The 14,484-nt window shown below is 38.8% G+C and carries 14 protein-coding genes and 1 pseudogene; 5 read left to right on the forward strand and 10 right to left on the reverse strand.

The annotated features are described in order from the left end of the window. Positions 1 to 34: 34 nt before the first annotated feature. Together murQ and AC1D7X_RS13710 are read right to left on the reverse strand one after the other, a co-directional pair. On the reverse strand, positions 35 to 949 hold the full coding sequence (murQ, locus tag AC1D7X_RS13705; protein WP_495457332.1) for an N-acetylmuramic acid 6-phosphate etherase: 915 nt from the start codon (positions 947 to 949) through the stop codon (positions 35 to 37). A 229-nt stretch (positions 950 to 1,178) separates the two neighbouring features. Next, on the reverse strand, positions 1,179 to 2,039 hold the full coding sequence (locus tag AC1D7X_RS13710) for a MurR/RpiR family transcriptional regulator (RefSeq protein ID WP_495457333.1): 861 nt from the start codon (positions 2,037 to 2,039) through the stop codon (positions 1,179 to 1,181). Between the two features lie 298 nt (positions 2,040 to 2,337). Between AC1D7X_RS13710 and AC1D7X_RS13715 the strand changes: the two genes are divergently transcribed. Continuing rightward, positions 2,338 to 3,645 carry a 6-phospho-beta-glucosidase gene (locus AC1D7X_RS13715; protein WP_495457334.1) on the forward strand — a complete coding sequence of 436 codons (1,308 nt, stop codon included), beginning with the start codon at positions 2,338 to 2,340 and terminating at the stop codon, positions 3,643 to 3,645. 60 nt (positions 3,646 to 3,705) lie between these two features. Next, a complete protein-coding gene (locus AC1D7X_RS13720; protein ID WP_495457335.1) occupies positions 3,706 to 4,722 on the forward strand; it encodes an N-acetylglucosamine kinase in 1,017 nt (338 codons plus the stop codon). Positions 4,723 to 4,816: 94 nt separating this feature from the next. Here AC1D7X_RS13720 and AC1D7X_RS13725 read toward each other — a convergent pair whose 3' ends face one another. The 4 genes from AC1D7X_RS13725 to AC1D7X_RS13740 are packed head-to-tail and all read right to left on the reverse strand — an operon-like array spanning position 4,817 to position 7,920. After that, positions 4,817 to 5,602, reverse strand: coding sequence for a hypothetical protein (locus AC1D7X_RS13725; RefSeq protein ID WP_495475443.1), 786 nt, complete (start codon positions 5,600 to 5,602; stop codon positions 4,817 to 4,819). Further along, positions 5,592 to 6,494 carry an ABC transporter ATP-binding protein gene (locus tag AC1D7X_RS13730; RefSeq protein ID WP_495457337.1) on the reverse strand — a complete coding sequence of 301 codons (903 nt, stop codon included), beginning with the start codon at positions 6,492 to 6,494 and terminating at the stop codon, positions 5,592 to 5,594. The genes AC1D7X_RS13725 and AC1D7X_RS13730 overlap by 11 nt, the downstream gene beginning before the upstream one ends. A gap of 25 nt (positions 6,495 to 6,519) precedes the next feature. Next, a complete protein-coding gene (locus AC1D7X_RS13735; RefSeq protein WP_495457338.1) occupies positions 6,520 to 7,110 on the reverse strand; it encodes an MSMEG_1061 family FMN-dependent PPOX-type flavoprotein in 591 nt (196 codons plus the stop codon). A 30-nt stretch (positions 7,111 to 7,140) separates the two neighbouring features. Beyond that, positions 7,141 to 7,920 carry a nucleotidyltransferase domain-containing protein gene (locus AC1D7X_RS13740; protein ID WP_495457339.1) on the reverse strand — a complete coding sequence of 260 codons (780 nt, stop codon included), beginning with the start codon at positions 7,918 to 7,920 and terminating at the stop codon, positions 7,141 to 7,143. A gap of 296 nt (positions 7,921 to 8,216) precedes the next feature. On the opposite strand from AC1D7X_RS13740, the gene AC1D7X_RS13745 reads away from it, so the two are divergent. Beyond that, on the forward strand, positions 8,217 to 8,393 hold the full coding sequence (locus AC1D7X_RS13745; RefSeq protein WP_495457340.1) for a hypothetical protein: 177 nt from the start codon (positions 8,217 to 8,219) through the stop codon (positions 8,391 to 8,393). Positions 8,394 to 8,450: 57 nt separating this feature from the next. Here AC1D7X_RS13745 and tnpB read toward each other — a convergent pair whose 3' ends face one another. Both tnpB and AC1D7X_RS13755 read right to left on the reverse strand, forming a co-directional pair. After that, the gene (gene tnpB, locus AC1D7X_RS13750; protein WP_495457354.1) at positions 8,451 to 9,608 is read right to left on the reverse strand and encodes an IS200/IS605 family element RNA-guided endonuclease TnpB; all 1,158 of its coding nucleotides are present in this window, start codon (positions 9,606 to 9,608) and stop codon (positions 8,451 to 8,453) included. A 115-nt stretch (positions 9,609 to 9,723) separates the two neighbouring features. Further along, positions 9,724 to 10,299, reverse strand: a pseudogene (locus AC1D7X_RS13755) (recombinase family protein). Between the two features lie 269 nt (positions 10,300 to 10,568). Between AC1D7X_RS13755 and AC1D7X_RS13760 the strand changes: the two are divergent. Further along, entirely contained in the window at positions 10,569 to 10,847 is a 279-nt protein-coding gene (locus tag AC1D7X_RS13760; RefSeq protein WP_495475444.1) for a hypothetical protein, read from the forward strand. Positions 10,848 to 11,073: 226 nt separating this feature from the next. Here the strand turns inward: AC1D7X_RS13760 and AC1D7X_RS13765 are convergent, their stop codons facing one another. Together AC1D7X_RS13765 and AC1D7X_RS13770 are read right to left on the reverse strand one after the other, a co-directional pair. Continuing rightward, positions 11,074 to 11,607 carry a hypothetical protein gene (locus AC1D7X_RS13765; RefSeq protein ID WP_495475445.1) on the reverse strand — a complete coding sequence of 178 codons (534 nt, stop codon included), beginning with the start codon at positions 11,605 to 11,607 and terminating at the stop codon, positions 11,074 to 11,076. A 94-nt stretch (positions 11,608 to 11,701) separates the two neighbouring features. Further along, positions 11,702 to 12,535: a copper amine oxidase N-terminal domain-containing protein gene (locus tag AC1D7X_RS13770; protein ID WP_495475446.1), complete on the reverse strand. Its 834-nt coding sequence runs from the start codon at positions 12,533 to 12,535 to the stop codon at positions 11,702 to 11,704. Positions 12,536 to 12,915: 380 nt separating this feature from the next. Between AC1D7X_RS13770 and AC1D7X_RS13775 the strand changes: the two genes are divergently transcribed. Further along, the gene (locus AC1D7X_RS13775; RefSeq protein WP_495475447.1) at positions 12,916 to 14,124 is read left to right on the forward strand and encodes an IS110 family RNA-guided transposase; all 1,209 of its coding nucleotides are present in this window, start codon (positions 12,916 to 12,918) and stop codon (positions 14,122 to 14,124) included. Positions 14,125 to 14,484 lie beyond the last annotated feature (360 nt).

Raw genomic sequence — 14,484 nt, forward strand, 5'->3', positions numbered from 1 at the left:
CTACATGATTACACTTCGAATAATGATGATTAGACTACATCACTGTGCTGAACGTACGAATTGCTTTTTTCAAATTGCCTTCACTTCGCTCCAATGCTAGATCTGCCATCTCTGCATCCAATCCAGTTTTGATCATCATAATCGCAAGTTTGCAATTCATCGATGCCTTCTCTAAATATTGTTTGGCTGTTGTAGAATTCTCACCCGTTGCAGCCTCAATCATGCGAACCGAGCGATCAACTAACTTGATATTACTTGCTCTTAAATCCACCATAAGGTTGTTATACGTCTTCCCAAGTTTCACCATCGTAGCCGTAGATAACATATTAAGAACCAGCTTCTGAGCAGTACCTGCCTTCAATCTTGTAGAACCCATAATTACTTCTGGTCCAACTACTGGAGCAATACATACATCACAGACACCTTCAAATTTAGAATTCTCGTTATTCACTAAACCGATGGTTGCGGCACCGATCTCTTTGGCTTTGATCAGGCTCGCAATAACAAATAAAGCGCTTCCACTTGAAGATATTCCAATAACTGCATCCTCAGAAGTAACCCCACACCGCTCGATTAGCGCTATTCCTTCCTCTGCATTATCTTCAAATCCCTCAACAGCCGTTCTTAGAGCCGAATCACCACCAGCAATATATCCTTGTGCTAGAACAGGATCAATCCCGAAGGTAGGCGGACATTCTGATGCATCAAGCACACCTAATCTTCCTGAGGTACCAGCCCCAACATAAAACATTCTGCCACCATTCTTAAGGACACGATGTAAAATATCAACGGCTTGGGTGATTTGTGGAATTACTTTTCCAACCGCTGCAGGCACCTTAGAATCCTGTTGATTCATAAGTTGTAGCATTTCCTCAGTCGTACATTCATCGATCATCAGTGTTTCAGGATTAATTCCTTCTGTAATCAATCCCGCGAGATACTGATCCATTAGCCAACCTCCTTCAACATATTAAATTGCGATAGTTAATTGTACGAATTGTGTCATGTTACATAACACGTTGTTTACTTAAGCTAATATTAAATGGATACTTAAATTCCGTCAATAGTTTTTGAAATAAAAAATCATAATGATTTACAATATTGTTTTTTTATTTCTTTCAGAACACAAAAAGGCATCAACTCCTTTATAATCAGTCGATGCCTTTTTCAATACTTCTTTAACGATGTTTACTCGACAATATGTTATACGTTTTTCTCAAATATTTTTTTACATTTTTGTATTCGACACTAGCTACTCCCGAAAAAAGAATATCAATAATCGTAAGCATAGCAATTCGTGATCCCATAGCTCCGCTCCTAATCGTAAGTTCTGGCGTAGAGATATTGAGCACAATTCTAGCTTTATCCGCTAGCTCACTTTTATTATATTTGGTAATCGCTATACAACATGCACCATTCTTATTTGCCATATCTAGCGCTTCCAGAATCTCTACCGTTTTACCTGAATTGGAAATAAAGATTGCAACATCATTCTTCCCCAACAATGAAGCAGCAGAGAGTTGACTATGTCCATCCGTATACGTATGGCACATTTTATTAATTCGGGTGAATTTCTGTTCTGCATCCTTACCCACTAGACCTGAAGCACCGATCCCAAAAAACACAATCCGTTGGCTACGAATAAGTGCTTTCACAGCACGTTCTACCTCATTCCGATCAAGGATGCTTAGGGTATCTTCGATAGATTTACAATTATTTCTAGAAACATTAGAAATGATAATTGATATATCATCACCTGGTTGAATATCGGTGTACTGATCCTTCTGCTCCTCATCCATAGACCCAAGTGAAGCAGAAATACTCACAATAAAATTACGATATCCGCTGTACCCCAATGTTTTACAGAATCGAAGAACAGATGCATCACTCGTCTTACTCAGTTGTGCAAGATTCTTTATCGAAAGGTGTGGAATTTCATCTAAATTATCCAGAATAAATTCGGCTACCATTCTTTCAACCGGGGTCAGACTATCCTTCATATTCCGAATCTTAATTAAAATATTATCATTAGTTATCATCCATTTACCTACTCACAATGAAATTATCCCATCTACACTGGTACTCATTGAACACGATCTTAGAACGATACTTCCAATAGAATTTACATCTTATCTTAAATGCTTTTATCCTTAAATACAATAATTTTACAATAAATCATTTAAAAATATACACCGCTATCTGAAATTTTATTTCAGAATATTTAAACAAAATAGTTTTTTTATTCTATTTTATATTGTAACTTTTCTAAATCCCGTGCTATACTATCGTCAAAAATAAGTCGCTTAATCAAGTCATACTCAACCAAAGGTGGATTCGATGACAAAAAACAATTTGAAGATCGCAATTATTGGCTCTGGTAGCACCTATACCCCCGAATTGATTGAAGGAATGATTAAACGCAAAGACGTTTTACCTATAAGTGAACTTGTACTTATGGATATTGATGTAATGAAACTGAACACAGTAGGTAAACTTTGTGAACGCATGATTCACGCTGCGAATATGTCATGTCGTGTGACTATGACTCAAGATCTGGATGAAGCACTATTACATGCTGACTTTGTACTTGGGCAGATCCGTGTTGGCAAGCTACCTGCTAGAGTGTTGGATGAGCAGATTCCTCTGAAGTATGATTTAATTGGCCAAGAAACCTGTGGAATTGGAGGCTTTTTTAAAGCTATGCGTACCATTCCTGTCATGCTTCATATCGCGGAACGCATGAAAGAACTCTGCCCTGAGGCTTGGCTTATCAATTTCTCCAATCCCGCTGGAATTATTACAGAAGCCATACTCAATCACACAGATGTGAAGATGCTTGGTCTATGTAATGTTCCTTACAATATGTTCAAGAGCATTCGTGATACCCTCGATTTACAACAACCCAACATTACCTATGTAGGACTCAACCACTTAAGTTGGATAACTGCCATTGAAGAAGAAGGAAAGGATTATCTGAGAACGGCGCTTGATATGGGGCTCAACAGTGAAGCTATGAAGAATATTCCTTCTAGTGGATTTAGTAAAGAGTTAATCCAAATGGTTGGAGCCATCCCTTCAAGTTATATGGAGTACTATTATTTCAAAGAGAAAAAACTAAAACTCATCAAAGAAAGTGAATTAACCCGTGGGGAGAAATGTATTCAGATTGAAGAAGACCTATTAAAGATATATATGGATTCTGAGCTCCATACGAAACCAGACCTTCTCTCTACTCGAGGCGGAGCTAATTATTCTGAAGTGGCGATCAGCTTAGTGGATGCTATTTATAATGACAAGCAAGAGGTTCATGTTGTCAACCTCCTTAACAAGGGTGCACTAGATTTCATGGAAGACTCCGATGCCATTGAGGTATGTGCCGTTGTTGGTAAAGATGGCGCTAAACCAATTAAGATTAACGATTTCAACAATCAACATATCATCGATTACATGCGTATGGTTAAAGCTTATGAGCGTGAGACGGTAGCTTCCGCCGTATCCGGCAATGAAGATGCCGCTATGCGAGCGTTATTAATGAATCCATTGGTTGGAGACTACGATGTAGCGTACGCTTGTTTTAATGAAATGAAAGAAGCCCATAAAGCCTATCTCCCACAGTTTTTTCAAGGGGAACACTCTTCCAAATAACACACCAACGACCTAGAGCCGTGTAGAATTCTATTCTTATATTGAAGAAAAGGTGGCGTTATGGACAAGAACTACGTTATTGGCGTTGATGGCGGTAATAGCAAAACCGATTATTTTCTGTATGATATCCATGGCAACTTTGTCGATCACATAAATACGGGTACTTGCAGTCATGAGCGATTTCCTGATGGATATATAAGTGCATATGGCATCATGAATGAGAATATTCAGCACCTGCTTACACGTAATCATCTAACCATGCATGATATTGCAGCTGGCGCCTTCGGATTGGCTGGAGCTGACGTCCCGTCTCAAAAGGAGAATCTATGTCAGGTTATTGAACGCATCGGATTTACGAATTATGCTGTGGACAATGACTCTTTTCTAGGGGTGAAGGCTGGTAGCCACAAAGGATACGGGATCTGCTCCATTAATGGATCTGGCACTTCAACTGGAGGAATCTCTCCTAGCGGAAATCGCCTACAAGTTGGTGGTGTGGGCAGTGAGCTATGTGGTGATGAAGCAGGAGGTTACTATTTAGGACGAAAAGTACTCCGTGCAGTATATGACTCCTTCTATCGTATGGGCCGAGCAACTCAAATGACTGAACCCGTCATGGAACTTCTACAGTTACCCAGTAAAGAATTGTTTATTGAACACGCTGTAGATCGAGTAGCAAAGAGGAACCTGCCCAATACACAACTCATGCAAATCATGTTCGCTGCAGCAGATCAAGGTGATTCCGTTGCTTATGATATCATAGATAACTCGGCTAACCAGTTAGCACATTCCACGGTAGGATGTATGCACAATCTACACTTTGAACATGAAGTCGATATCATTCTGGCTGGTTCTGTGTGGGTCAGAGCAGAGAGCCCCTTACTTTTCAATTTATACAAAAAAGAAGTTGAGCGCTTAACACACCACCACTGTAATTACATCATTCTAAAAGTCCCACCAGCAACGGGTGCTGTTCTATGGGCACTGGAACTGGCTTGGAATCATCCCGTGAAATCGGGAATTCGCCGGAAAGTTATTGATTCTATAGTGAATTTGCCAGCGAATGAATCTATCTAACCCATGATCCTATTGGCATATCTATTTAGATTTATCTTCTGAAACAAGCAAAAACTCAGCATGGAGCCATGCTGAGTTTTACTTATTTCAAATCCTACAAAGGTAAATCCTTTCCTTTAAATACTTTCATCCCAACTCCATATAAAACAAACCCAACTACGATCAGGATTAGAAAGGGAACTTCATACCCACTTCCCGCCATAATAGATGGTTTATCAAACAGTGAATTCAGTGATAGATACTTGAAGAACTCCAAGCTCTTACTTAACTCTGATATCATTTTCAGCAAAAAGAAAGCTAGAGGTATTCCTGTACCCCAGGCTAGTGAGTGTTTAGAAAGGTTAAATATACACGAAGCGATGAAAGTGATTCCGCTAATAGCGAAATGTAATAAAAAACAACCAAAAATGAGTAGTAAAAAGGTTGAAGTATCCATAGCATGAGGTTGAAATATCATTTCTGCCAGAAGCCCTACTCCCCCTACAATGAAAAACATAAGAAATAGTGAACCGATAAAATATACCGCTTGTGTCAACGCAACTCTATTTCTTGTGATGGGTGTGGACAGAATGTATGCCATAGATCCTCGATCTACTTGATCTGCAATCAATTTATTACCCACAATAATGGAATAAATCATTGGAAATATAATTGCGATAATTCCAAAATAGGCATTATTTATAAATCCCAATAGACTGTTCGCATCTCCCAAAATAGCTTTTAATGGAGTCCCTCCCATGATACCACTGAAATCTTCTAACGTAGCTGGCGTAAAGAATGAGATAACAATTACTAAGTACAGACATAGAACAAGTGTAAAGATCAGGAAGAGTTTAACATTCGATCTAATCGTTTGTTTCAGCAAAGGTTTACTTACCAACTTCTTCACCCCCGTACAAGTGCATGAAATACTCTTCCAATGAGAATTTAATCTCTGATAAGTATTTCAGGTTATAGTTAATCATGACTTGAATGAGTGTATTGATATCCTTGTCTTGCACGATAATCCTCACTTGATTTTTGGTTTCATTCATTTCTTGAAAATCCAAATCTTCTTTACAGAACCTTTCAAAGTCATCTTGTGTGTCAAATTCAATTTGATATGTTTTTCTTTCTGTATGTTTTATTTCGTCCGTTGAAATCGTAGAAATAAGCTTACCCTGTCTAATAATCCCGATTCTGTCACAAGTTCCTGCTACTTCTTCCAACATGTGTGAAGACATCAATATGGTTTTCCCTTGTTTCTTTTCCTCTTGAATGAGTTCAACAAAGGTACTTTGCATCAAAGGATCTAGACCACTTGTAGGTTCATCAAGAACAAGTACTTTAGGATTATGCATAAAAGCACATACGATGCCTATTTTTTGCTTCATTCCTTTGGACATCCGTTTTAAATCACCCGTCGGGTCTAGCTGGAACTTTTCAATGAGATAGTGAGCTTTCGTCATATCCTTTAGCCCTCTCATATCAGCCATCATTTTGATGAACTGAGATCCCGTCATATCGTTTGGAAAAGCAATTTCACCTGGTAAATACCCCAACTCTTGTTGGATTAAGTCTGGTTGCTCCCAACTGTTTAATCCGTCGACCCATGTATCACCTTTTTGAGGCTTAGTAAAACCTAAGATATGTCTAATCGTCGTTGTTTTACCCGCTCCATTGGGTCCAAGGAATCCGAACACTTCACCTTCTTGGATTTCAAAAGAAATATCAAACACACCTTTAGAATTTCCATAATCCTTGATTAAATGATCAACCTTTAAAACGGCCATCCGACTCACTCCTTTTTAAGACAACCTATTTCCCCTTATAATTATTCATATGTAAATGTGCCCGAAACATCTCCATAACGTCTGGAAGCTCATCTTTTGATTGCCAATTGTCAACATCCCATATTCCGGATTGTTTGAACGCTCTTGGGCAATGAATAAAACACTCTTCCACTTCAATGATGACAGCAATTCCCGTTGTCTTCCCCTTCCATTGCATATCACGGATAAGTGCTTCATTACGCGAAAGAGTTGCTCTCCCATTTATACGAAGTACTTCCTGCAAAGATGGAATAAGAAAAATCATACCCACCTGTGGATTTTCCAGCATATTTACCATTGAATCTATACGACGATTACCTGGACGGTCTATAAAAGCAATGTGCTTGTGATCCAACACTTTAACGAACCCTGCCTGATCTCCCCGTGGAGATACATCGGCTCGTCCGTTCGTAGCTGAGGTTGCTAGGAAAAAAAGTGGCGATTGAGCGATATAATTCTCTATATGTGAATCAATTTGTGAGACCATCTTCATAACTACAGCTTCATGTGGTTCTCCAATGATGTCTTTTAACTCTTCAACCGATCTTATGATATCGTTCTTCCATACATCTTCCATTGGTTATCTTCTCCTAAGGTGTGGATTAATTTACTCTCCTTCATTCCAGGCAACTTTCAAGTACTTTCTATATAATTGATCTAATAGCTCCGTTGGGTCGTCCAGTTCACTATTATATGAATTAGCAAACGCAGTAAGATGTTCGATCTCTTTATCAATGTAATCATTTATTACAGCTACACGATTTTCTAAGTCTAATTCTTCTCCAGCCATTTTCCGTTTTAGCAAATCCTCAATCTCTTGTCTCAATTGTTCATCCGTAACAAGATCTGATACTAATTCTTGAAAGAGAATTGGTGGATTGGTATTGTACTTCTCGATCCATTTGCACGCTAATATCGGTCTGAGCACGTAGAAGTATTTCTTAATCTTGACTTGATCACCTTGTAAATACTGTCTAAAGTTCCCTTTGGCCATACTCAGATAGTGGTGTAATGATGCTCTTGGTGAGAACACCTGGTGTCTGAGTCTCAACATTTCTTCTTTAAATCCAAATGATTCATCATATATAATTTCGGATACCAACCACTCTAATAATGGAGGATTCGATTTTCTGAATAATTTCAACGCTTTTCTGATATCCCAGCCATTGATATCTAGCATATCATTAATAGGAACCTCAATAACATCCCTTTTATCATCAATCGATAAATACCACTCTGGGTGTCTTATATATACGAACCGAACATCATAATCACTATCTTGAGAAGGAAATCCCCACGCACGACTACCCGACTCCACTGCGAAGAGAATCTTCACGTTATGTTGTAGTTCTATTTCTCTAAGTTTCTCTACTATTAAACTTTTCATTTCATTGATTCTCCTCTTTCATTGATGATTACTCATTCTAAAGCCTGCATACAACGATCTCAATATCTGTATCATAAATTATGAATATTCGTCATATCAACTTGATCTATTTACGGGACCGGAGGATGAAAAGCTTCTCAGGCTAGGGAAGGCTCTAGATGGTATTCAATCCAGATACGGCAAGGTCTCCGTTGTGAAGGACTGCTCGCTTACTGAAGCCGGTACCGCGATTAGTAGTGCTCAAAAAATTGGAGATCATACACAATGATTCATGAACACACAGCAATGTTGCCACAATGCATAGGATAACAGAACAAGAGGATATCCTGAAGCCATTATTAGATGAGAATCGCCTTGATGAATTAAATACACTTCTAATTGGCTCCATCGATCCGCATACACATACCCTAACCCTTTTAGATTTATCTGGAGTTGAACCTCCTACGACTAAAGTCGCAGGATTCCTACGCTAATACTCCTATCGGAGTAAGGTAAGTAGGCTATCCCCGTAGTCCCTACGGTTTTCTTTTTTATGCGGAAAGAAGTCTTTTCGCTTCTTGAAGAATATTGATGCTGGCATTGTGGTCTCGTTCCTGATGGGTTCCGCATTGCGGGCAGTCCCATTCCCGAATGGATAGCCTCTTGGCTTCTTTGTACTGAAATCCGCAACATGAACACAATTGCGAAGACGGAAACCATGGACTCACCGCCACAATTTGTTTGCCATACCATTTCGCCTTGTATTCCAATTGTCTACGGAACTCAGCCCAAGACACATCTGCGATACTTTTGGCTAACCGATGGTTCTTGACCATATGGGATACTTGTAAATCTTCAATAGCAATGAGGTCGTGGCTTTTGACCAATGCCGTTGAGTGTTGATGCAAGAAATCCATTCTGGCGTTGACAATTTGTTCGTGAAGTCGGGCTACCTTGATTTTTTGCTTATACCAATTAGAAGAACCCATCGTTCTTCTGGATAAAGTGCGTTGTTCTTTTTTTAATTTTTGTTCTCTGTTTCGCAGGAAATGTAGATTATCTATTGGTTTTCCTTGACTTAACACTGAAAATTGTTTAATACCTAAGTCAATGCCGACTTCCTGATGGGTTTTGAGTAATGCTTGAATATCTACTTCAGCTACAATGGACACAAAATACTTCCCTGATGGATTCCGTCTAATCGTAGCATTCAAAATGCGTCCATCTACTTCTCTGGACTTGGCAAAGCGAACCCATCCCAACTTGGGCAGTTTGAGTTGATTTCCATGGATCGCAATGTTCCCATGGGTCTGTTTGGTTGTATACGATTGGATAGGATTCTTTTTACTCTTAAAATGCGGTATTCGATTTTGCTTTTTATAATAACGTGTATAGGCATCATGTAGATTTTCCACTGATTTTTGTAAAGAGATACTATCCACTTCTTTTAAGAAAGGATAGTGTTGCTTTAATTCTTTTAAATCTTTGATCGAAGTGTACTTATGAAAATAAGCACCTTTCCAATTATTTTGAGGGAGCTGTCCATTTTGAACCATTTGTTCGCAGATATACCAATAGGCGTCTTTTTGCTGTTGCTTGCTCAAGAAAAAGTTAAACACAAAGCGAGTACATCCCAAGGTTTTATGGATTAAGGTGATTTGTTCCTTGGTTGGATAGATACGAAATTTAAAAGCTTTGTGATGGTTCATCATGTACACCTGCTTTGGTTAATATTACCTTGATTATAGAACATATGTACTGATTTAGAAAGACAAAACCATTTTGAGAACACTCATGACTGAAGTCACGAGTGTTCTCAAAATATTAATAAAAGGTTCGATGTTTCATATTCACCTTTTGCATGGCCGCGACGGCTGTGATCACTCCAGATTTCTATTCCTGGTAGACCTGAATGAAATCCCCCTCAATTACAATCTTGGGGCGACCAAATTTAACCCTTTCTGCTTTAGCTACTTCTATTCCTTCAGCTTGCCGCTGCCGATTCTTCTTCCGTTCTTGCTCAGCAACGTATGCTAGTAGACTTAAGAACTGATCCTCCATTACTTTACCAAAGTCTCCCATGGTCCGAAAGCTCTGAGAATTAAATAGCTTCTCGTTATCCAAACAAATGATATCCGCTTTTAACTCCCGCGTAATATATTTCCATTCCTTCATGATTCCGTCATAGTCTCGCCCAAGACGATCCAGTGCATCGATATAAACCAAGTCACCCTCTCGGATCATTTGAAGCATAACCTGATACTGTGGTCTATTGAAATCCTTACCACTTAATTTATCTACAAATATAAACCGTTCCTCAATACCTAATTCACGAAATTTAATAAGCTGTCGTGTTTCATTTTTGTCTTTTGCGGAAACACGTCCGTATGCCAATTTCAAAGTGTCTCCCTCCTCTTTTTTTCGTGCCAAAAACTAACGGTTCATACATGGCACATGCCCAAAGTGATTTCAAGGGATTTTGACACAATATAACAAGTCATTTTTGCTAATGCCTAAAAGCATGCTTTTAGACATGAAAAAAATCTGCAACGATCAATCAGTCACAGTTAGATAATTTCTTGTTTTTAATAAAACTACATACGCTTGCATACGGTCTAAAACTAGGTTTTTATTGGCTATACTAGTCATAGAATGGGGGAACAAAGCCGATGACATGGATATTATCAATTGCTTTACTGAGCCTCTTTGGATGGGTTAACGCTTTAATTATTCGATTACGAAAAGGGGACTCAGCTTATAACAAATATATATTTTGTGCAGCCGTCATTTTGTACGCAACGTGTAACTTCAATCAAGAACAATCCTTCGTATACAAAACGATATTTAACCTGATCTTTATCGTTTACTCTTTGATCGCGATCCCAATACATATTTGGCTTATCGTCTCTTGGACAAAAGAAAAGAAAAAAACATTCCCAACAGTTTAATTATGAGAAAAGACAAGAGGCTATGAACGTTAAATTGAGTGAGATGAGGAGGGAATCTTACTCTTGGCGATGTTCGGAATGGAAATCTTCCGAACATCGCCAAGAGTTATAGATTGAGCCTTGAAATTGAAACAGCGACAGCCAAGGACAAGAAAATAAAGTCCTAGACTGTCGCTGTTTTATTGAGCTATCGTTCCCCGTTAGTTTAATATGTTGGTGTTTTTTGTTAGATTCCAATTCTTATTAGGGCTAGATCTGCTGTTATTACAGACCCGTCGGCATTGTTTAAATCAATGTACCAGTTGCCTTCTTGTTCGAATCCCCACTGCATTTCTCCCCCATAGATAGTTCCAGGAGGAATTGAAGCTTCAATCCATTTATTATCTAAAGGGGACCTTAGCCGAAGATTCAAATCCTTCAAACCTCTATTATTCACATATAATTGTAGTAACTCTTTTTTTCCATCAGCGCTTGCCTTGTACTCAAAATAACTTGAGCCTTGACCGTTAGCAATTATCGATAGATTATAAACAAACGTCTTTAACACTTTGTCATCTGGCATCGCCTGTACTTCGAACGGATGTACAGAAGGTGTTTCAGATGAGGGACTTAATGTAATATCCTTCACTTCTTTTATTGTGATTTGCTCTTTGAATTGGATTTGACTTGAACTATTTAAAGAATAAAAGTATATTTCTACAGCACAAACACCTATAACAAGCGTCAGCAGACAACCATAGATCAATCCTTTCTTACCCACTTTACTGCCCCCTCTAACTCAAAACACTTAATAGTAGACTTAACCACGTTATCCTGCCCGTTAGCGTAACGTTCGATAATGGAGATTGACTGACTCAGCCTCGTGTTACAAAATAATTGCAAAAAATATAACGAACTGGCTCATCTTTAACGGTCTTAATTAAATAAATGTTATCAGTATATACACTGCCTGATTTAATGTCGACCAAATTATTATCAGACATGTTTATCATTCCTCTTGTTCCAATAAATGCAGTTTTGGAGTCGCTTACGAAGAAGACAATGTTACCATTTAAGTTCCCCTTTTTTACTGTTTGAGAAGAATAGTTCATTACTTTTACGGATAGTTTATTATTTTTACTGTTTTTCTGATCTTCAAAGATAGTAACATTTTTTGGGGCAAGCTTATCATTAAAGTTATTGTCTAATTGTTGCATTTCATTAATTCCTGTAAAAGATTCTGAACTCATTATTCTAGGATCTGTTAGATGTACAACATTTGTTGTTTTGTTGTAATCAACTTTTATTCCAAACGCTTCGGAAATAAACCGTGCAGGTACCATAATTGTAGAATTCTTTAAAACCGCCATTGTGTCTAACGGTATCTCTTTCCCATTTAGTAGGGCTGTTTTCTGTCCGACCACTAATGATATAGTGTCTTTCCCCACGGATACTGTTGCTTTATGTTCCTTACCAATCCAAGAAATATTTGCACCCATTACATCCCCAATAAGCCTTAATGGAATGAGTGTTCTTCCATTTTCATCTGCATAAGGAAGCTGTTGATTGGAATATAAAACAAAAGAATTATTCAACTTCAATTTTAAATCGGTGTCACTCACCATGCCCGCACTAACTGAATTTAGCCCAATACCTGAAAATAAACAAATTGAAACGCTTAGTACAGATATATAACGTAGTAATTTCATATTTCTACCCCTCTTTTCTAAATAATAAGACGTTAATAATATCAAAAGGTTTGCGAGAATAAGTTAATCCCCAGATTAATCCATAATCTGGGATGGCAAACATATAAAAAGTGTTGCGCTATCCTGCCCGTTCGTATTATGAGATCAACCAGTTCTTTCTGGTTGATCCTTTTTTCATTTGCATAGAGGATTAAGGTAGCCTGGTCGAACGTACCTGCCCGTGGGACTTGATCCCGAGCGCTATAATGTTCACCCCTACTTGTCATGACCATGATTGAGGCTGGTTGGGACGTAAGATCCCGTATAACAAGCGATGCTATGGAGCGACAAGAGGAAAACGTAGGGGCTGCCAGTAAATCTAACATACAGGGAGAGATGAAATGAATCCAGTTATCGGTCTAGATATTTCTAAAGAAGAAAGCCATGGACAAGCCTTTTTAGAGCGCGGAAACCCATTCAGAGGGACGTTCCATTTCCAGCACACTCGTGATGGTCTAGCGAATCTCCATCAAGTTTTAAAGGACGTTGAGTCTGTATCCAAACAACGTCCTTTACTTATTCTAGAAGCAACCGGACATTACCAAAGCCCCGTTGTTCAGTTCCTAGAGGAGCATCAATATATTTACATTGTCATTAATCCGCTTATCTCAAATCGGCTTAGGAAGTCTCAGCTTCGTAAAGTAATGACGGATGCTGCTGACGCTTATCTTTTAGGAGAGTTGTACTACAAAGAAGAGTTTGAACCTTTTAAGAAAAGGGGTGTGCAACTGCTCAATCTACGCTATCTTACAAGGCAATATGAATCTCTTTCAAAGATGTGTGTACAGACTAAACTGCAATTTCAAGCTGTTCTAGATCAGGTTTTCCCTGCTTACAAAGGTGTCTTTGGATCTATGTATTCAGGTATATCACTACGGTTTTTAAGTGAATTCCCAACCTCATATTCAGTATTGCAGACGGATGAAGATTCACTCAAAGCTAAAATGAAAGAACTTCTCACTTCGAAACGAGGACGTTCAGAGGACTGGATTAACCAACGCGTTCAACGGCTGCTAGATGCGGCAAAACAAAACCCATTTCAGCAAACCATGTACGCAAGCCACTTAATTAATTTGAAGGTCCTTATTACCCTTATTCTTCAGTACCAAGAGCATCTTACAGGATTGGAACAGAACATAGGTGCTCTGGCTGAAGAAATTGAAGAATTTGAATTAATTCAGTCGATTCCCGGTATTGGACATAAAATTGCGGCAACAATTTTATCTGAAATTGGAGAAGTCGACCGATTTGATCATCCCAAAAAGCTAGTCGCTTTTGCAGGCATTGACCCAAGTGTCTTTGCTTCGGGCAAGTTCACAGCAACTCGAAATCGGATCACAAAACGTGGTTCCAGGCAGCTTCGATATGCACTGGTTTTGGCTGTCCAATGTGGCTTAATCCGGGCTCGCAATACACGAATCAAAGAGTTCTATGATCGTAAGAGAGCCGAAGGGAAACCACATAAAGTGGCTCTAGTCGCATGTGCCAATAAATTGGTTCATTGGCTATATGCCATCATGAAAAACAAAAAGACATTCCGGTCTGCTTAATATGAAAGCAGTGGTATAACCTTCCAAATGAAATAAAATTGGAGGGTTATTTGCCTTACATGTTTTTAAATATACCATATGAATAAGTATCACTTTACTGGTAATCTTGACAAGCTATTAGCTGGTATAGCTGAACAAAAGCAGCCGATCGGGATTGAAGTGACCCCATAAAATTATGTCTAACTTTATGGGGTCACTTCAGATTGCCGGCTGCCTTCTTGCCTCTATTGTGCTATCGGTAGCAATAGGTAAGCCTTTGATGCGATCTCCAGCTTTTCCCCTGCTCCACACGGAGCGTGCTAGTTTCCCAGCACTCCGCGTTCCCTCTAACAGAATGTACTAGATCATAAGTTCCTCGTT

The organism is Paenibacillus sp. Y568 (assembly GCF_059445545.1).